At 39.0% G+C, this 19,460-nt stretch carries 14 protein-coding genes and 3 pseudogenes; 8 read left to right on the top strand and 9 right to left on the bottom strand.

Annotation, left to right across the window (positions count from 1 at the left end; genetic code table 11):
• The first annotated feature begins 189 nt into the window (after window positions 1-189).
• From ACFIMS_RS00360 to ACFIMS_RS00350, 3 genes are all read left to right on the top strand, one after another.
• Entirely contained in the window at window positions 190-1,383 is a 1,194-nt protein-coding gene (locus ACFIMS_RS00360) for a phosphoglycerate kinase (protein ID WP_375696297.1), read from the top strand.
• A 110-nt stretch (window positions 1,384-1,493) separates the two neighbouring features.
• Window positions 1,494-2,525: a class I fructose-bisphosphate aldolase gene (locus ACFIMS_RS00355; RefSeq protein WP_375611740.1), complete on the top strand. Its 1,032-nt coding sequence runs from the start codon at window positions 1,494-1,496 to the stop codon at window positions 2,523-2,525.
• A 660-nt stretch (window positions 2,526-3,185) separates the two neighbouring features.
• On the top strand, window positions 3,186-3,623 hold the full coding sequence (locus ACFIMS_RS00350) for a hypothetical protein (protein WP_375611741.1): 438 nt from the start codon (window positions 3,186-3,188) through the stop codon (window positions 3,621-3,623).
• Between the two features lie 1,978 nt (window positions 3,624-5,601).
• Here the strand turns inward: ACFIMS_RS00350 and ACFIMS_RS00345 are convergent.
• Complete coding sequence (locus tag ACFIMS_RS00345) at window positions 5,602-7,392, bottom strand: ABC transporter transmembrane domain-containing protein (protein ID WP_375696260.1); 1,791 nt, start codon at window positions 7,390-7,392, stop codon at window positions 5,602-5,604.
• Between the two features lie 187 nt (window positions 7,393-7,579).
• On the opposite strand from ACFIMS_RS00345, the gene rpmE reads away from it, so the two are divergent.
• The 5 genes and pseudogenes from rpmE (at window position 7,580) to ACFIMS_RS00320 (ending at window position 12,098) form a co-directional block, all read left to right on the top strand.
• Window positions 7,580-7,801, top strand: a complete 222-nt coding sequence (gene rpmE, locus ACFIMS_RS00340) for a 50S ribosomal protein L31 (RefSeq protein WP_005774581.1) — start codon at window positions 7,580-7,582, stop codon at window positions 7,799-7,801.
• A gap of 229 nt (window positions 7,802-8,030) precedes the next feature.
• Window positions 8,031-8,402: an ATP-binding cassette domain-containing protein gene (locus ACFIMS_RS00335; protein WP_375668301.1), complete on the top strand. Its 372-nt coding sequence runs from the start codon at window positions 8,031-8,033 to the stop codon at window positions 8,400-8,402.
• Between the two features lie 97 nt (window positions 8,403-8,499).
• A pseudogene (locus ACFIMS_RS00330) lies at window positions 8,500-8,746 on the top strand (ABC transporter); the annotation flags it as partial.
• Between the two features lie 945 nt (window positions 8,747-9,691).
• On the top strand, window positions 9,692-9,859 hold the full coding sequence (locus ACFIMS_RS00325; RefSeq protein ID WP_273790483.1) for a hypothetical protein: 168 nt from the start codon (window positions 9,692-9,694) through the stop codon (window positions 9,857-9,859).
• Entirely contained in the window at window positions 9,819-12,098 is a 2,280-nt protein-coding gene (locus ACFIMS_RS00320; protein ID WP_375696259.1) for a hypothetical protein, read from the top strand. The genes ACFIMS_RS00325 and ACFIMS_RS00320 overlap by 41 nt, the downstream gene beginning before the upstream one ends.
• Window positions 12,099-12,609: 511 nt before the next feature.
• Here the strand turns inward: ACFIMS_RS00320 and ACFIMS_RS00315 are convergent.
• From ACFIMS_RS00315 to ACFIMS_RS00280, 8 genes and pseudogenes are all read right to left on the bottom strand, one after another.
• A pseudogene (locus ACFIMS_RS00315) lies at window positions 12,610-13,269 on the bottom strand (inositol monophosphatase family protein); the annotation flags it as partial.
• Window positions 13,270-13,275: 6 nt separating this feature from the next.
• On the bottom strand, window positions 13,276-14,067 hold the full coding sequence (locus tag ACFIMS_RS00310; protein WP_375620999.1) for an inositol monophosphatase family protein: 792 nt from the start codon (window positions 14,065-14,067) through the stop codon (window positions 13,276-13,278).
• 11 nt (window positions 14,068-14,078) lie between these two features.
• Window positions 14,079-14,654: an elongation factor P gene (gene efp / locus ACFIMS_RS00305; protein WP_015856958.1), complete on the bottom strand. Its 576-nt coding sequence runs from the start codon at window positions 14,652-14,654 to the stop codon at window positions 14,079-14,081.
• Window positions 14,655-15,084: 430 nt separating this feature from the next.
• Window positions 15,085-15,483 (bottom strand): helix-turn-helix domain-containing protein, encoded by a 399-nt coding sequence (locus ACFIMS_RS00300; RefSeq protein ID WP_375611779.1) that lies wholly within the window; start codon window positions 15,481-15,483, stop codon window positions 15,085-15,087.
• A 339-nt stretch (window positions 15,484-15,822) separates the two neighbouring features.
• Window positions 15,823-16,221: a hypothetical protein gene (locus ACFIMS_RS00295; protein ID WP_375610286.1), complete on the bottom strand. Its 399-nt coding sequence runs from the start codon at window positions 16,219-16,221 to the stop codon at window positions 15,823-15,825.
• A gap of 631 nt (window positions 16,222-16,852) precedes the next feature.
• Entirely contained in the window at window positions 16,853-17,221 is a 369-nt protein-coding gene (locus tag ACFIMS_RS00290; protein WP_375696258.1) for a helix-turn-helix domain-containing protein, read from the bottom strand.
• A 606-nt stretch (window positions 17,222-17,827) separates the two neighbouring features.
• Window positions 17,828-18,871 (bottom strand): tetratricopeptide repeat protein, encoded by a 1,044-nt coding sequence (locus ACFIMS_RS00285; RefSeq protein WP_375696257.1) that lies wholly within the window; start codon window positions 18,869-18,871, stop codon window positions 17,828-17,830.
• Between the two features lie 364 nt (window positions 18,872-19,235).
• Window positions 19,236-19,460, bottom strand: a pseudogene (locus ACFIMS_RS00280) (transcriptional regulator); the annotation flags it as partial.

Genomic DNA, 19,460 nt, shown 5'->3' with positions numbered 1-19,460 from the left:
GATTAAGAGCAATGGTGGGCTTTTGTACATTTGACGATAAAAGCTTTGGCTTTTCAAACAGAGGGTGAGAGATGGGCTGTCGTGGATCTCTTGTAAAAGCAAAGAGGGGGGGATAAGTGGAAAGAAAAGTGGGCAGGGTTGTTGGATGCGTTTTTATTTGAAACAATGGAAAGTGAAGAGGAAGCAGTGATGGGGTTTCGTACACTTGATGATGTTGATGTTTTGGGTAAACGTGTTCTGGTGCGCGTAGATTTTAATGTTCCTATGGCGCAAGGTAAGGTATGCGATGAGACGCGTCTTGTACGACATAAAGAGACACTCGTTGAGCTGCAAAAGCGTGGTGCTAAACTTATTCTGCTTTCTCATTGTGGTCGCCCCAAAGGAAAGGTAGAGCAAGAGTTTTCACTCCGTCCTGTTGTGCAAGTGCTGGAAAAGATCATTAATCAGCCGGTTGCTTTTGCTCCTGACTGTATCGGTTCGGCGGTGCAGGTTGCAGTTGAGTCATTACAAAATGGTGGTGTTTTACTGCTTGAAAATGTTCGTTTTTATGCTGGTGAAGAAAAGAATGATTGTTCTTTTGCAGAAGCTTTGGCTCATAATGGAGATCTTTATGTTAATGATGCTTTTTCAGTTTCTCATCGTGCCCATGCTTCGGTGGAGGGAATAACGCATTTGTTGCCTTCTTATGCAGGACGCTCTTTGCAAGGTGAATTGCAGGCATTAGAAAAAGGACTTGGCAATCCAGCACGTCCTGTGGTTGCTCTTGTGGGAGGAGCAAAGGTTTCTAGTAAGCTTTTTGTGCTCAATCATTTGGTGGAAAAAGTTGACTCCTTAATTATTGGTGGGGGGATGGCTAACAGTTTTTTAGCTGCGCAAGGTATCCATGTAGGAAAGTCTCTGTGTGAACATGCATTGATGGAAACGATAAAAAAAATTATTAAAAAAGCGCAAGAGTGTCACTGTACGCTTCTGCTCCCTCAGGATGCTGTCGTTGGATTTCGTTTTGAAAAAGATGCACCGCATCGTCTTTATGACATTGAAGATATTCCACAAGATGGCATGATATTGGATATTGGGACGCGCTCTATTGCGCATATCAATACTGCAATTGATGAAGCTGCTACCCTCGTGTGGAATGGACCCCTTGGTGTTTTTGAGATGCCTCCCTTTGATAAAGGAACGATTGCCGTGGCACGCCACGCAGCAGAACGTAGTTTGACGGGAAAGTTGGTTTCAATTGCCGGAGGGGGCGATACGGTTTTTGCCCTTAATCATGCCGGTGTTGCCAATGATTTTACTTATCTTTCGACTGCTGGAGGAGCTTTTTTGGAATGGATGGAAGGAAAGACTCTTCCTGGTATTCTTGCCCTCATGCAGGCTTAAAGGGCTTCTTTGGAGGGGAAGGTTAAAGAAAAATTATACAGTCGTGTAGAGTGTTTTTGATAGTGTTGCGCATTTTTAGAAATTAAGACAAAATAAAGAGGAATTTTTTTATGAATGAACGGCTTGAAGATATTGCACTTGCTTTGGTGCATGCGGGTAAAGGTATTTTGGCGGCAGATGAAAGTACGGCGACCATTGGAAAGCGTTTTGAAAGCATTGGTGTTGAATCCAATGAAGATAAGCGCCGTGCTTATCGTGAAATGCTTTTTAGTACAAAAGAAGCGATGGAAAACGCCATCTCTGGGGTTATTTTATTTGATGAAACCATTCGGCAAAAAGCATCAACTGGGAAAATGTTGACGGATCTTATTCGGGATTCAGGCGCTTTGCCAGGCATTAAAGTTGATACCGGTGCAAAACCCTTGGCGGCTTTTCCCCAAGAGACAATTACCGAAGGGTTGGATGGTCTTCGTGAGCGGCTAAAAGATTATTATGCTTTGGGAGCACGTTTTGCTAAATGGCGTGCGGTAATTGCTATTGATGAACACACTTTGCCAACAAGAGGCGCCATAAGACAAAATGCACAAGCTCTTGCACGCTATGCTGCCTTATGTCAGGAGTTCAATATTGTGCCCATTGTTGAGCCGGAAGTGTTGATGGATGGATCATCGTGTGGGCATTCAATCACACGCTGCTTTGAGGTGACACGCACTGTTTTGCAAGCTGTCTTTAAAGAATTGTTTGAAGCTCGTGTTCTTTTGGAGGGGATGATTTTAAAGCCCAATATGGTGATTGATGGAAAGGATGCTCGCAAGGCTTCTGTTGAAGAAGTTGCTGAAAAGACCGTCCAAGTGCTTAAACAGACTGTTCCTGCCGCTGTTCCCGGAATTGCTTTTCTTTCTGGAGGGCAGTCTGATCAGGAAGCAACGGCGCATTTATCTGCTATGAATTCTTTGGGCGTATTGCCTTGGAAATTGACCTTTTCCTATGGACGCGCATTGCAAGCAGCTGCCTTAAAAGCATGGGCAGGAAAAGATGAAAATATTGCTGTTGCACAGAAGGCATTTCGTCATCGCGCTCGGATGAACCATCTTGCGGCTTTGGGACAATGGACAAAAGAACAAGAAAAAGCGTGCGATTGAAGCACAAGCTCTGTTCTTAAATGCGGGGAGATTTTGCATGTTTCTGCGTGATTTTAGGTGCCCTCATCATGATAAAAATGGCGGGGGCATTTTAGGCTTGAAAGCTTTCTCAGAGAGTTTTTTCCTTGGACCTTTTAAAAGTCTTTAATGGGTGCTATCGAGAGATAAGATTGCGGGAGAGGTGCAATTTCGAGAAGGGGAGATAATGCTAGGAAATTTGTGAGTGCACAGCACTTTAGTATGGTGTCGTTCATGGGTGGGCACTTGCTTTTTGAGTGAAAATCATAAAGCTCATACTGTATTGAAGAGTTTGATATTATGATATTTTTTCTTTTTCATGTTATCATTACTTGTCATCAGCAGAATTTATTTGATTGCAGTTTCAAAGGTGGATTAAGCGGGTAGATTAGAGAGTTGCGATTTCTGAGCGGATTGGAATACAGCTTATGAAGCTTTTCTGCGTCAGGATAGCTTCCTCTTCAATGGGGGTAGTTTTTCTATTGGCGAACGAATTGAATAACTCTTGCGAAAGAAAATAGATTTGCACCTCAATAAAACACCTATTTTTTCGTTAAAATGGATAAATTTTTCTTGTATTTTTTGATGATATAATTACAAATGTCTAACTTCATAGCATCTTGGCTTAAAACGGGGGGAGTTGTGGACGGTATATCTTCTAAAAATAACAGTATATCTTCTAAGAATACAAGCATCAAAAGAAAAAATCGATACGCAGAACAGAGCTTTTCTGCAATTATGATGCGAAAATTGTGCAATATGGTGCGTGGGGTATTCGAAGGGATCTTTGCAGTATTTACTTTCACAATTTTTCTTATCCTGTTCAACATACGTGGACCGGTTCATGCCATACTAAGCTTCTTTTCGGGTGCGAGTGGATTAGCGTGCTTTTTCTTTTTTGTCGGATACTACTTACAACGCCGCGAAGCAACAGCAGATGAAGCCGGTATATCGCTCACATTAATCTTAGCAATTGGTGAAGGCGTTTTTTCTATTTGCTGCATGTATGCTATGTGGGGTTACGACGCTCTCTTGTTCCGTTTAGCACCTCCTGGGTATGTTCTTATTCTCCCTGAATAAATAGAGTGCAATTCGTTTGCATACAAATAAAAATGAGAGGCTGTCTGCCTCTCAAATTCTTAATAATCGCTCTCCAAAATCATAACATCAAACCCGCTTTTAATGAAGGGACTAACAAGCCTTGGGTCCTTAAGCCTCAAGGCAACCCTTTACAAGGGCGGTGCGCCTAACGGCATCCTTGACCTTAAGACACTCAAATGGCTTATGAACAAACTCTCTTATTAAGCCACATCATCTTTTATTCTTCTCATGTGGTTCTGAAATCATGATATAAGGGGCAAGCTTCTCATCGTGCCTAAATGGTAACTTATCGTGTGTTAAATGGAAAAATGAGAAAAAGCATCTTTGTGCAATATAATCCAATTATGATTTTTTGATTTGAAGATAAAGGGTTTAAAGTTCTACAAGACTGATACGATAAAGGGGGGAAGTTGCCTATCTTAGAAACTAAGGCGTATTTTAGGTGCTCTTGATATAGCTATCTCACCAAATGGTTTTGAAGACTTATCCTTTTAGCTCTATTCACTAAAAGGTCATTTTGAGGGGGCTTGGCTAATGAATGTAAAGGAAAATTAGCACGTAATATTTCGCTTTGCTGGTATAGATGCTGAATGAGTTAATTATCTAGAGGATTACTGAAGAGGAGCGCTAAAAAATGATGAAAATCCGCTGCACTTCGATGAATTTGTGATTGAAGATATAATCGTAGAACTTGGCTTATCTGTTCCTGAAACAGCTGAATGATTTGAAATGGTTAGGGTGTGTATTTTACACACACTTGGCTCGCTATACAAAAAAATTATGATTTAGTGCAAGCTTTAAAACATAAATACCCTAAAGATATATCCTCTTTGTACATGTTCTTATCATCGTTAAAATGCTTTCTTAAAGCACGACAGGGGGTGCTATAAAGTTGAGGGCTGTAAAATATATGGGGCTTGGAGGGGGTGTGAAGATGGTGTTCAATCGAAGTACTCTATCCTTATTTTATGGGCTATGACTGGAAGAGAGAGCTGGAGAGACGATTTGTGAGTAAAGAGAACGTTGTTCTGAGGTTGCGTGTCTGCAAGAGTAGAACAGTGGTCGTGGTGATATTTACAAACAATAAATTTGATAAAATTTTACGATTTTGCCAAAAGCCGGTTTATTATAAAAGCTGTTGCTCATGTGCTCTCACAAAGTTATAAGAAGCCCAAAAGTGCTAAAAAAGTCTTTGCTCTTTTTCAATAATATGAATCTGCAAACAATATTCAAAAAGTGTTCGTGTTTTTGAAAGAGAATAAAAGGATATTCTTGCAATAGAGAAGCGTATTTGTGAATTACAATTTGTCATGATTTTCGGTAAACACTATTGTTTAGAGCGGTGAGAGAGGGCATGAAAAAATTTTCATATTCAGTTTTTTTAAAGAGTGTGGTCAGTCTTTAGGGTAGTGCTTGTGTCCCTAGAGCCTATCAAGTGAGCCGCATAAGGGTTTCAGCAAGCGAGCACCTATTATACTTTTTGCCAGCGTATACTCTTTTGTCAGCGCCCCAATGTTTTGACAGCCCTTAGAACGTAAAGGGGCAAGGGAGGTATTTTACCTCTTTCTTGTACCGTTTTACTCCACACACCAACTCTGCTTGTGATGAGCAAGCCAAGAGATTTTGTTTGACTCACTATGAGGGTTTGACATGAGAAAATCCTATGGTATTCATGATCTTTCATGGAAAACAATGAATTATCCTTATAAATCAACGTGACAGTGCTGTTATGAAGAGAACTCCTTGCACATCTTAATAGCCCATAGCGATTAACTTGGTATCATTTTATATTCTGTACACAGAAGTGTCTTTATAAAAATACTCCATCTTGCGCAGAAAAAAGAAAAACATCTCAATGCTTGCTTTTCTTTTTTCCATGAGAGATTTAAATTGATAAGCCTGTCTGAAAAAAGTGCTGTTTATGCCCTTAAAGATATTGCTCTTGTATCAAGATTACTTATTCGGGTGAAAATTGGAGTTTTGCGAGGTAAGCATAAACGCCATTTTTTGCCACAAGTTCGGCATGGGTTCCTTCTTCCACAAGGGCGCCTTTATCCATCACAAGAATGCGATCTGCTTTTAAAATTGTTGCCAAACGATGTGCAATGACCAAGGTTGTGCGGTTTTGCATCAACCCTTCTAAGGCGTCTTGCACCAACTTTTCACTGTTTGCATCTAAAGCCGATGTTGCTTCATCAAGCAGCAACAGGGGTGCATTTCTTAAAATTGCCCGCGCAATACCAATGCGTTGTTTTTGTCCCCCAGAAAGCATGGTACCGCGTTCTCCTACTTGCGTATCCAAGCCATCTGGTAAAGCTTGAATAAATTCAAGTGCATTAGCCGCTTTAGCAGCAGCAAGGATTTCTTCTTCATGGGTATTTTCAGTTCCAAAAATAATATTATCACGCAATGTTCCATCAAAAATAGCAACATCTTGTGGAACATAGGAAATTGCACTGCGTAAATCTTGTAAAGAAAGGCGATTAATTTCTGTGCCATCCAACCGAATTGTTCCATTTGTCGGATCATAAAAACGAAGGATCAAAGAAAAAATGCTGCTTTTTCCTGCTCCGGAAGCCCCAACAAAAGCAACCGTTTCGCCTGCTTTTACAGAAAAGGAAAGTGAGCGTAAAACCTTCTCTTGTGGTCTAGAAGGATAGGTAAAATCAACTTGATCAAAAACAAGTTCACCTCGAATAGGTTGCGCCAATGATAAAGGATTTTTAGGTGCTACAATAGTAGGTTGTTCTTGTAACAATTCGGCAAGCCGCTCAGCAGCACCTGCTGCTTGGATTAATTCTGCCCCAAGTTCCGATAATTGCGCAAAAGTAGAAGCTCCAAAAACCGCATAAAGAACAAATTGCCCTAATGTCCCTCCTGTCATCGTTCCATTCAAAACATCGCGCGATCCAATCCATAAAACAGCAACCACACTGCTAAAAACCAAAAAAATTGCAAACCCCGTAAAAAAGGAGCGCAAGATTACAGAAGCACGTGCTGTTTGAAAAGCACGTTCTATCAATTGTGAAAAACGTATTGTAACGAGTTTTTCAGCGGTAAAAGCTTGCACAGTGCGAATAGCACTTACCTGCTCTGTAGCAACAGCATTGGCATCTGCGAGACGATCTTGCGCCGCGCGGGTACGAGAGCGAACTTTACGTCCAAAGACTACCAAGGGAATGGCCACAACAGGAATAGCTGCTAAAACCAACAAAGACAATTTAGCATTGGTGATCACCATCATCACGACGGCTCCAATCACGATAATCAGCTGACGCAAAGCGGTAGAGGCGGTGGAGCCCACAGCTAATTTTATTTGTGTGGTATCTGTTAGAAGCCTTGAAACAATCTCTCCTGAATGTGATCGATCAAAAAAAGCAGGAGAAAGTTTCATAATATGAACAAACACATCACGCCGTAAATCGGCAACAATCCGTTCTCCCAAGGTGATAACACAGTAATAACGGGCTGCTGAAGCAAATGCGAGAAACAAGGCTAAGATAAACAAAATTCCAAAGTAAAAATTGATATGTCCATGGCTTGAAGTAGAAAACCCATGATCAAACATTTGGCGGATAGCCACAGGCAAAGCTAATGTGACAAGAGCAGCAACAGATAATGCTAGAAAAGCAAAGATAAACAACCAACGATAGCGCAAAATATAGGGAACAAAAATTGCAAGCGAAGAGAATGAAGATTTTTTAGGGGAAGACTTTGTCGATTTTTCTGAACGAGAACGTAATGTCATAAAATTTTGCTCACTGTATTGGATTTGTAACACTTGATACAATGATGTATCTTGAACACTTGTTTTTTGATGCGTGCTCAGTTATAGGAATAAATACTTTAAATCAATGTATCAAAAAGACAAAGGAAGTGCACTTAAAAAAACAAGCAAGTGCTATTTCATTCTATAAACGCAAAAGGTTTGACGCATGAAAGCGAATATTCACCCCAACTATCATAAAATTACCGTTGTTATGACGGATGGAACCCAATATACGACGCGCTCTACTTGGGGAAAAGAAGGCGATACTCTTAATCTAGATATTGATCCAAGAACGCATCCGGCATGGACAGGTGGCTCCCAAACACTCGTAGATCGTGGTGGTCGTCTTTCTAAATTCAAAAATCGTTTTGGTAATATTGGCATGTAAAAGCCTCCTTTTATGGGGTACAAAGGTTTTAAACAAATCGATTGCAAATGGATGGATTTTTATCCTATCAAAGAGTGCACTTTAAATATTAATTCAAAAACGCATCCGACATAAACAGATGGGTCTTAAACACTTATAAATCATTGTGGTTGCGTTTTTTAAATTAAAAAATCATTTTGAATATATGCATAAATCCTTTCTTCCCTAGAGTATAAAGACTTGAAATAAAATAATTGCAAACTTTTCTTCTTTTTTTGGAACTGAACATACCCATGGAGAGGAAATTTTTGCCGCTTCTAAAGCTGCCAATGTATTTGAATTTATTCAAGCTTTACCAGATGGCTTGGATACGCAAGTAGAAGAACGTGGTACCATGCTTTCTGGGGGGCAAAAACAACGCATTGGTATTGCACTGGCGATTTTAAGAAATGCACCCCTCTTGTTGCAAGCCGGCACCGTCATTATATTTGCTAACTCGTGGATGTTGCTACAGCCCTTGGCACTTGAGATAATTTATTATAGGCATTTTAAGTTCTTTCTTAATAGTTTTTTATTCACGCGGGCTCTCTCCGCTTGGTACGTACAAAAGACATGGTTTTGATTGGTTCACCATGGAACAGGTTTGAAATGAGAGAATCTTACGGTATTCGGGATTCTCATTCAACCTATAAAATAATGAATTATTATTATAAATCAAAATGTTGCTGCTTGATGAAGCAACATTTTCTTTAGATGCAAACAGTGAAAAGTTAGTGCAAGATACCTTAGAAGGATTGATGCAAAATCCTAAATCCTAGTCATTGCACATCGTTTGGCAACAATTTTAAAAGCAGATCGCATTCTTGTGATGGATAAAGGTGCCCTTGTGGAAGAAGGAACACACAACTCATTATAAAAAATAATGTTTATGCGCATTTGGCTCAACTGCAATTTTCATCTGAGTAAGTGATCTTGATACAAGAGCAGTATTTTTAAGGGCATAAACAGCACTCTTTTCAGACAGGCTTATCAATTTGAAACTCTCATGGAAAAAAGAAAGGCAAGCATTGAGGTGTTTTTCTTTTTTAACGGGCTGTTCTTTTTTTGCCTGAGATGAAGTATTTTTATAAAGACACTTCTGTGTACAGAATATAAAATAATACCCAGTTAAATCGCTATGGACTATTAAGATGAGCAAGGAGTTCTCTTCATAACAGCACTGTCACGTTGATTTATAAGGATAATTCATTGTTTTTCATGAAAGATCATGAAAAACATAGGATTTTCTCATGCCAAATGTAGTTATATTAAATCAATCAAAACCATGTCTCTTGTATGTGGCAAGCAGAGAGAGCTCGCGTGAATAAAACACTTTAGAAAGAATAAGTCCTCTTTATGAATCGTCTCAAGTTTCAAGGGCTATCACAACGGGGGGCGCTGGCATAAGAGTATGATGGTGCTGGGCTACTTAAAGAAGAACTGCTAAATAGGCAGAGGCGCTTTTTATTGATGTTATAAAACAGTGCGAACAAAGCACGCAGTTTGTTTTGCTGTTTGGTTGAGTTAAGGTTTTTATTACTTTGAAAATCAATATTTCATGGATCATGCATTTTGAGGGCTTATAAGGCTTTTCTTTAAAGTACATAAATCATTAAAACAGCATTATTAAATACAAATTGTTTTATTTTACCAATAAAAACATCTATATTTTGTGTATTGTTTTTATTAAAATATAATATGTAGTGATTTTCAAATCAGATGTACACACAATGATACAATATCGAGGGATCGATAAAAGAGCTGCGTTAAATATTGGTGGGAATAAAAGAGAGCAAGAATGGAAGAAGACATAAAATTGGCAATAGCTTTCATAATAGCTATAATTAAGGTCATTTGGAAATGGGGGAAAAAATGTGGGAGTGTAAGATGCGGCGTTATGATTTTCTGCATCATATGGATGGGGAAGTCGTGGTATTCGGGATACTCAGTGGATTTTTTGTTCGGTTTGGCAATGATAGTGTGTTGTGGGGGAAGCTTAATGCTTGCATTGGCAATTTATCAGAACAAGCATTTAACTAAACAACTTGAGCAAAAAGAGCAAGAGTGTGCTGGATATCAAGATATTATTGCTCAAGGGGAACAGAAATGTCTTCAATTGACTGAACAACTTGAGAAAAAAAAGCAAGAGTGCGTTGGATATCAAGATATTATTGCACAAGGGGCATATAAGTGTCTTCAATTGACTGATCAACTTGAGCAAAAAGCGCAAGAGTGCGCTGGATATCAAGATATTATTGCACAATGGGAACAGAAGTGTCTTCAATTGACTGACCAACTTGAGCGAAAAGAGCAAGATTGCGCTGGACATCAAGATATTATTGCACAATGGGAACAGAAGTGTCTTCAATTGACTGACCAACTTGAGCGAAAAGAGCAAGATTGCGCTGGACATCAAGATATTATTGCACAATGGGAACAGAAGTGTCTTCAATTGACTGACCAACTTGAGCGAAAAGAGCAAGATTGCGCTGGACATCAAGATATTATTGCACAATGGGAACAGAAGTGTCTTCAATTGACTGACCAACTTGAGCGAAAAGAGCAAGATTGCGCTGGACATCAAGATATTATTGCACAATGGGAACAGAAGTGTCTTCAATTGACTGACCAACTTGAGCGAAAAGAGCAAGATTGCGCTGGACATCAAGATATTATTGCACAATGGGAACAGAAGTGTCTTCAATTGACTGACCAACTTGAGCGAAAAGAGCAAGATTGCGCTGGACATCAAGATATTATTGCACAATGGGAACAGAAGTGTCTTCAATTGACTGACCAACTTGAGCGAAAAGAGCAAGATTGCGCTGGACATCAAGATATTATTGCACAATGGGAACAGAAGTGTCTTCAATTGACTGACCAACTTGAGCGAAAAGAGCAAGATTGCGCTGGACATCAAGATATTATTGCACAATGGGAACAGAAGTGTCTTCAATTGACTGACCAACTTGAGCGAAAAGAGCAAGATTGCGCTGGACATCAAGATATTATTGCACAATGGGAACAGAAGTGTCTTCAATTGACTGACCAACTTGAGCGAAAAGAGCAAGATTGCGCTGGTCATCAAGATATTATTGCACAATGGGAACAGAAGTGTCTTCAATTGACTGAACAACTTGAGCAAAAAAAGCAAGAATGCGCTGGACATAAAGATATTATTGCACAAGGGGAACAAAGGCTTGTTAAAAAAACTCAAAAAGTATCGCAGGAATGGTTGAAACAATGGGATGAGGGAGTAAGGCTATGGGAAAGAGACGTACTGGGGATAAAAAATCCTAGGGAAGATATGAAATTCAGTGGAGATCGGCTTCCATTTGTAAAGGATATTTGTGTTCGAGGGGAGCACGAAGTGCGTTTATTGTACAAACAAGCACTCGAAAAAAAACTTACTTATGAACATTACAAAAAAATATGTAGTCTCTTGGATACCTCGTATTTTAGGAAATTTTTTGTAAAAGCAGTGCGATTAATGAGAAAGAATGGAATAACTCTGCAAAAGTTTGTAGATCCTCTTACGAACAAAAAACGGAGTCAACCTACGATGTTATTACTTCATTGGTGGTTATATGTTCTTGATGATATGATTACAGCTGAATGCAAACAGCACCAAAAGGAAAACAACTCTACAGGGGAGGATAAAAAGAAAAAATTTACAGATACTTTGTGGGACAACATATCTATAAGTACAGAACACGAAGAGATAGAGGAAATGCTAAAGCTTTCGGAATCTTGGTCTGGTGAGTGTATTTTATTATTATATTGTAAAAAGAAAGTGTTGTTGTTGTTGTGTGATTTTTCCAGTGATTATAAGGCGGCAAGAGAAACTTTCATTTACTATAAGAAGCTTATTAAAACAGTGAAAAAAGGCTATGTTGCCTTTGATAATGGTTGCCATTCTGTCACAGTTAGAGATGTAATCAATACTTGTAAAGAGAATGACACAAATAGAGCAAAAAATCTTTCCATAGCTGAGGGGAATCCAACATTTGAAGAAGCTTACAAATTAGGAGCCAGAGAATGGATAAAAGCAGCAAATGAGAAATGTGATAACCGATTGATCTTTTGGGAGAAGCTTGTTGAGGAAAAAAAGTTAAAAGAAAAATTAAAAATTATCTTCGGTAATGAGAAGGTAAAGGCGCTGAAAGAGGCTGTTGAAAAAGATAAAGAGCAGCTTGCAAGTGAAATGCAGAAAGCAATTTTGGAAAACAAAGATTTTCATTATTATAAATGTCGTCGGCATTTGATAAACTATTTGTAAAACGGTTGAATAAAGGGGTAGAGAACAGCCCACTGAATCAGTGGTTTTTCTGAAATTTCTGCTATTATGTAGTGGTGGAAAAGAGTGAAAACTCTTAAGCATATGCGGCAGCTTTTATGAGAGAGGAGAGTTTTTCGATCAATGGATAGCGCACTGTAAAGAGCATATATTGAGGAGTAAATGGGCTGTGTTCTTGTTTTGGGTGCGATAATTGCTTTTTGGGGCGTTTGGTTATGATGGGATTTGTGTTTATTGCCTTTTGCAGCTTGTTTGCAGGGGAATTTGAATAACAGAAACGTCAATAAGGTAAGCTATTGGGGATTGCTTTTGTGGGGGCTTATAGCAAGTACATTTTTTGTTTGTGGTGATGTTTTTTGTCACTATCTAATCAGTTATTTCCTATCGTTTTCTGTAAAGAAAATTAAAAACTCTTTCTTCATGTGTTTGTTTAAGGTTCTAAGGGTTTTGTAAAAAACTGTAAGAATTAAATGCTTTTTTGAAGTTTTTTTTATAGTTTGATGCGAATGTGTTTATTGCAAGCAATGATGTGTTTTTGCGAAATATATCGCTGCCGCCTTCTTTATCGGTGACAAAACCACCGGTTTTGCGAGCATCAATATTCTAGCAGCCATATCCCAAATTTGCAGATTATCTTCCCAAAAGCTATCGGTTTTTTCTGCGGCGACATAAGCTAAATTCGAGAGCAGCAGCACCAAAACGGCGAAGTTTGGCAACCTCTGCCATCACATTACGTAATTCAATAAGATAGGTTCCATGACCTTGTCGACCAAAATGAGGCATGCTTGTAGCAATGACACAATCTTCTAGTCTGTGACGTGCAGAAACGCGACAGCGTCGGTTATTGAAAAAAGCACCACACCCACGTTCTGCGGTGAAGAGTTCATCACTCACGGGATTGTAAATGACACCACTAACGATTTTCCCTTGGCTTTCTAAGGCAATGGAAACAGAAAAAAAAGGAATGCCATGGAGAAAATTTGTGGTGCCATCTCAAAGGGTCAACAATAAAACGGTGTTGTGAATCTTCTCCAGTGATTTCTTCTGACTCTTCCATCAGAAAACCAAATTTGGGGTGCGCTTTGCTTAATTCATTTAAAATAATTTTTTCCGCTTTGCGATCTGCTTGGCTGAGGTAATCTGCTGGATTTTTTTAGGCTTAAATGCCTTTTTTGAGGGTTTTTTCTAATTTTAGGCGAATGTGTTCATTGCCGGCAATGATATTTTTTTTGCGAAATATATTGTTGCCGCCTTCTTTATCGGTGACAAAACCACCGGCTTCACGAACCATCAATATTCCAGCAGCCATATCCCAAATTTGCAGGTTATCTTCCCAAAAGCCATCGGTTCTTCCAGCAGCCACATAAGCTAAATCAAGAGCAGCAGCACCAAAACGGCGAAGTCCGGCAACCTCTGCCATCACATTACGTAATTCAATAAGGTAGGTTCCATGATTTGGGCGACCAAAATGAGGCATTCCTGTGGCAATGACACAATCTTCTAGTCTGCGTCGAGCAGAAACGCGACAGCGGCGGTCATTGAAAAAAGCACCACACCCGCGTTCTGCGGTGAAGAGTTCATCATTCACGGGATTGTAAATGACACCACCAACGATTTTTCCTTGGCTTTCTAAGGCAATGGAAACAGCAAAAAAAGGAATGCCATGGAGAAAATTTGTGGTGCCATCTAAAGGGTCAACAATAAAACGGTGTTGTGAATCTTCTCCAATGATTTCTTCAGACTCTTCCATCAGAAAACCAAATTTGGGGCGCGCCTTGCTTAGTTCATTGAAAATAATTTTTTCCGCTTTGCGATCTGCTTGGCTGACATAATCTGCTGGTCCTTTCAAAGACACTTGCAAATTTTGCACTTCACCGTAATCACGTACCAACGAGCGTCCTGCTTTCATTGCAGCTTGCACCATGACATTCATGACTGCAGAATGGGCCATTTTTTATTCCTTTATTTATCTTTTTCATTTGCGCGACGCAAATAAATCAACTCATTGGTGTCTACAATGATACGTTCACCAGCATTCATAAAGGGGGGAACAAGAATACGAATCCCGTTTTCAAGAATGGCGGGTTTATAAGAGGAGGTAACCGTTTGTCCTTTGATGGCAGGATCGGCTTCCGCAATTGTGACAGCAACTTGATCAGGAAGTGAGATGCCAATAGGCTTTTCTTGATAAAGTTCAACTGTGACAGTCATCCCATCTTGGAGAAACGCAGCACGTTCACCAACAAAATCCTTTTGAAGTTCAAGTTGTTCATAAGATTCTGAATCCATAAAGACCAAAGCATCCCCTTGTTGATAAAGAAATGTGAAATCTTTTTGTTCAAGGCGCACGCGTTCAACCGTCTCAGCAGCACGAAAGCGTTCATTAAGTTTTGTACCATCAATCAAATTTTTCATTTCAACTTGGTTAAATGCACCACCTTTTCCTGGTTTTACAGCGTTGCATTTAACTGCAACCCATAAACTTCCTTGATGTTCGATCACATTACCAGGGCGAATTTCATTGCCATTAATTTTCATCGTTTCTATCCAATTCTATTCTTGCAAAAAGAACTCTCTTGTTGTCTTTATGGCGCTTTTCTTTGCTGCCTTTAACGGTCAAGCTCTTTTGTTATTTTCGGGCTAAAATCCCTTTGATTAACCTTGCTACTCTCTCATGGTCCTGTGTGCTCTTTATGGGCTTTCTCCTGCTTTTTGCAAAGAGAAAAGCTTAAGTAAAAAAGGACCTTTATGTATTTTTGCTTTTCAGCTCTTTGCAAGACCATAAAAAGCGCTCAGACGCAAGCTTTTTAAAAATTTGCACAAAAATTTTTTAGAATTTTTGGGGAAATTTATCCCGTTGTGTCGTAAAATATCATCATTGATGGCAATGATATAATTGATGGTAATGATATAAGTTCCCTAAAACCATGAGGTGTTTTTAATTAAGAATATGTGAATACGGAGTTTATTATGAGTGTCTCATGGGATAGAGCGTGGTGTGTGTTATCGCGGGGTGTTCGTTTGTATTCTTATCAGAGATCAGCTGTAAAAAGGCTTTCTGTTTTATCGAGGTCAGGACTCTAAATTTTTTTAAAAGCAGGTATTTTTCTGTACTTGATGCGATTTCATCATGAGAGTACGGGGGCTGTTGTTTTGTTAAGATATCAGCATAGAAAAAGACAAGTGGAGCATTTAGGATATCGGCTATTTCTTTTAAACGCTCTGCGCTGACACGATTTAAGCCGTTTTCATATTTCTGGATTTGTTGGAAAGTAACACCTAAATGTTGACCTAATGTTTTTTGAGACATCTTCAACATTTTTCGTCTCAAACGAATTTTTTTGCCAATGAATTTGCCGCTGAAAATGTCGTTATAAGGATTTTTACCAAAACCCTAGAAAATGCTACACGGGATATAGAAAACTCTTCAGCTGCTTCAATCACAGATAGTCCAAGTTTTGCATTTACATCTTCGCGTAACAATTCACTAGGGTGTGGGGCATTTTCATTATTTTTAGTATTCTTCTTTTCTTAAATCTCAAAGCTATAATTTACACTATTTTGTATTGTCACAATCTATAATAAAATTTATCCACTCTGGCTAAAAATGAGGTTTTTTATTGAGGTGAAAATCTCTTTGCCTTTCGCAAGAGCTTTTAAGTCTTTACGTGTAAAATATAGAGAATGTTTACATTAAATAGCGGGTTCATTTGGGCTGAGTACTTATATGAGCACGTAGTTCTCCGTTCACACTATACTGAAAAAGAGACACTATAGTGCTACTATTTAATTTTATTCTATACCTCAAATTCACACCCATGTTTTGTTGCTTTTGAGGTTGATCTGTATAGATCACATTATATCCATTCCGTCGCAACAGATTGATAAATAAAGGAGTAAAGTTGTCTGCTGTATTATTTTTCTTTATAAGAAATGTGGTTGTAGCTGGTGGTAGAGGTCTCTTGATATAGCTAATAAATTTGTTAGCAACTAATTGTGCCTGACGCTTTGTAAGACTTTGATCAACATAATTTGATGAATAATTGCCTACAGATGCGCAACCAGCCACCAACACAACCGGTGACAGCAATAAATATTTTAACATCTTTAATTCCCCTTACTTATTGTTGCTCTTTATTTGCGAAGCTCCTCTTCCAGAAATTAAGAGCAACTTTACTTATAGCACATTAACAACATATCGGTATCTAATCAATCGGTTAATTAATCAATGAATAATGGTTTCAGCTGTAAAGGCTGCTTGAAGTGCTTCTGGTGGCGTATATTTTAATAAACAGCTGCTTTTAGTGATTATGATAAAAAAGCAATTTTTGCGTTTGCATGTTAAGATCATGTCCTCCATCACCATTATAAAATGATGTGTTAAGTGTTATTCCAGATCGACCAAAAAAATTTTCAAGCATTGCTTTTTAAGGGCTATCTTTTTTTAAATACGTATGAATGTTTATTCTGTTTTTTTTAATACTATCGTTTGAGGTGTGGTGTTTGTAAGGCATAAAACTTTGCACATGTGATGTTTTTATGAGAGTGTGTGGTGAATATTTGAGGGGGAGCTTGTCCGGATAATCTTGTGAAATGAAATACATAAAATGGGAAGCTAAAAGAGTTCTGTTCTGAGAAGACGGATTGTTTCCCAACCGGATAGGGAAGGGGCTTCTATCCTTTGAGGGATGGGAGGCAAGTCAAGAACAGAGAGTGTAGCGCCTTATATTATGATGTTAAAAGCTTTCATTTTGATCAGAGAGTAATTGTAAAATGGCTCTTTGTTTTATCGAGGTTAGAACTCTAAATCTTTTGAGCAGTAGGTATTCTTCTGTACTTGATGCGATTTCATCATGAGGGTATAGGGGCTGTTGTTTTGCTGAGGTGTCCGCATAGAAAAAGACAAGTGGAACATTTAAGATATCGGCAATTTCTTTTAAACGCCCTGCGCTGACACGATTTAAGCCGTTTTCATATTTCTGGATTTGTTGGAAAGTAACACCTAAATGTTGACCTAATGTTTTTTGAGACATTTTTAGCATTTTTCGTCTCAAACGAATTTTTTTACCAATGAAAATGTCGTTATCAAGATTTTTGGCTCGCATTTTAAAGCCCCCGCCGGTTGCGAGCGCCCTCGCGTTGGTATTCCGGGAGTCTAAAAACACTGAACTCAAATCAGCATTTTGCTTTTAGTGCTGAAAGCACTTGGACATAGCAAAATCTCCCGGAATCCCGGGATACCCGCAAAGCGGGGTCAATTCATGTTTGAGTTTTCGGGTTTTTAGATCCCTATTGGTCGTTGCGTATGCGACCAAGACACTTTTCAATATGTAAAGTAATTTCGGAGGCTTGGCAATAAAAAATAGCTTTTTACTGAGAGTCGGCGTGTTTTTCATCCAAGCAAAAAGAATGAAAAAATAGAGCTTGCGGAATTTTCGGGATAGCCTAGCTCTTTTGCTTATTGGATATTGTTTGCTTAAGCAAATGATACCAGTGCGTTTTCTTTACCAATGAAAATGTCGTTATCAAGATTTTTGGCTCGCATTTTAAAGCCCCCTCCGGTTGCGAGCGTCCTCGCATTGGTATTCCGGGAGCTTGAAAATACTGAACTCAAATCAGCCTTTTTGCTTTTAGTGCTTATCGCCCCTGGACAGAGCAAAATCTCCCGGAATTTCTATAAATTTTATCTTTTTGATGCAGAGAGGAGTATTTTAAAAAACAGGAAGGAGCTTTATTGCTTCTTTGTGCGCTTTTTCTAGTTGTGCCTTATCCATGCCTTGGAGCATTATTTCAAGATCAGGAGCTTGCATTTTTGCCTCCTTTGCGAGCATATACCATGCCGCTGCCATTATTATATCGCCTTTTGTTCCTGTGCCATCTCGATAAAGCCTTGCAAGGGAAATCTGTGCTGGTGCTACCATGTTGATAGCATTTCTTTGAAGTAAATGAAAAGCACGCTGAAAATCTGTTTCTCCTCCACGCCCCTGTACAAGCCATTGTGCTAAATGAAGTTGAGCTTTTAAGTGGTTGTTTTGAGCCGCTACCTCCATGAGCTTGCGGGCATTGCGATCATCTTTTGGTCGCTTTAACGTGCCTAAGGAAAGAATTTTTGCAGCAGAAAAAGCCGCTTCAGCATCGCCAAGAGCAGCACCTTTTAAGTACCATTTTAAGGCTTGCTCTATTGCTTCATTTTCACGACTTTGGGAAGAAACACCAGGGAGAGCTTGTTTTTCCTGTGAGGCTTTATAAAGAAGCAGTTGTCCATAATAAAAATAGGCTTCCTTGACGCCTGCTTTGACAGCTTTTTGAATGAATTGCGCACCAAGTCCTTGATTTTGTTTTATAAAGTTACCATCAAACAACATAAGTCCATAGCGTAGTTGTGCTTGGGGTTCCCCCTGTTTTGCAGCGCGTTCAAACCATAGAGCAGCACGCGCACCGTCAATAGGAACAGCACATCCTTCCATATAAATTCGGGCAAGAAGAGTTTGTGCAAAAGGATCATTTTTTTCAGCACGTCGGAGTGCTTCACGAAAAGCTTTTAAATAATAACCTTGGATGTAATAGTCATAGGCTTGATCATAGTCTCCAGCTTTTAAGGGCTGAAAGGGTTCTTGAGTGTTTGAAGCTTCTTGAATCGTATTGAAAGAGCTTTCAGAATTTGAGATTTCTTCAGTGTTTCCCGCTGAACTTACAGCAGAACTTGCAAGCCCAATCACGCCTAAGATGAGCAGCTTCACGCTTCTCTTGATCATGGTGTTTTCTCCTCATTACCGATCAGAATTTTCACATTTTTTTTTCATCATTACAAGCCGTATAAGAATTTCATTTCTATATTACTTTTTATCTCTCAGTTTTTCGTCTTGGTTCAAGGTAGGGTTGGGTAAGTTAAAAAAGTAGCATAAATGTCGACGAGAGACAGACTGTTTAAAACAGTTCTGTTAAAAATAATACAGTCCTGTTAAAAATAATAATGATGAGGGGTTATCGTATGTAAAGATGCTTATCTTCTATTATATCAATGGCTTATCCCCATAAAATGAAAAAATGCTTACAATGGAGGTTGCTTTTTAAAATACGTATGAATGCTTATGAATAGCGCACGCTATCCGTGTGATGTTAGCTTGCATTCTCATCAGAGATCAGCTGTAAAAAGGCTTTCTTTTTTACCGTTGTTAGAACTCTAAATCTTTTGAGAAGCAGGTATTCCTCTGTGCTTGATGCAATTTCTTCATGGTGGTATGGGGGCTGGTGTTTTGTTAAGATATCGGCATAAAAAAAGGCAATGGGAACATTCAAAATATCAGAAATTTCCATTAAACGCCCTGCGCTGACACGATTTAA

This window comes from Bartonella sp. AP331QHHD (assembly GCF_042195905.1).
Classification (GTDB): domain Bacteria; phylum Pseudomonadota; class Alphaproteobacteria; order Rhizobiales; family Rhizobiaceae; genus Bartonella.
This window is presented reverse-complemented; position numbering and strand designations above follow the sequence as displayed.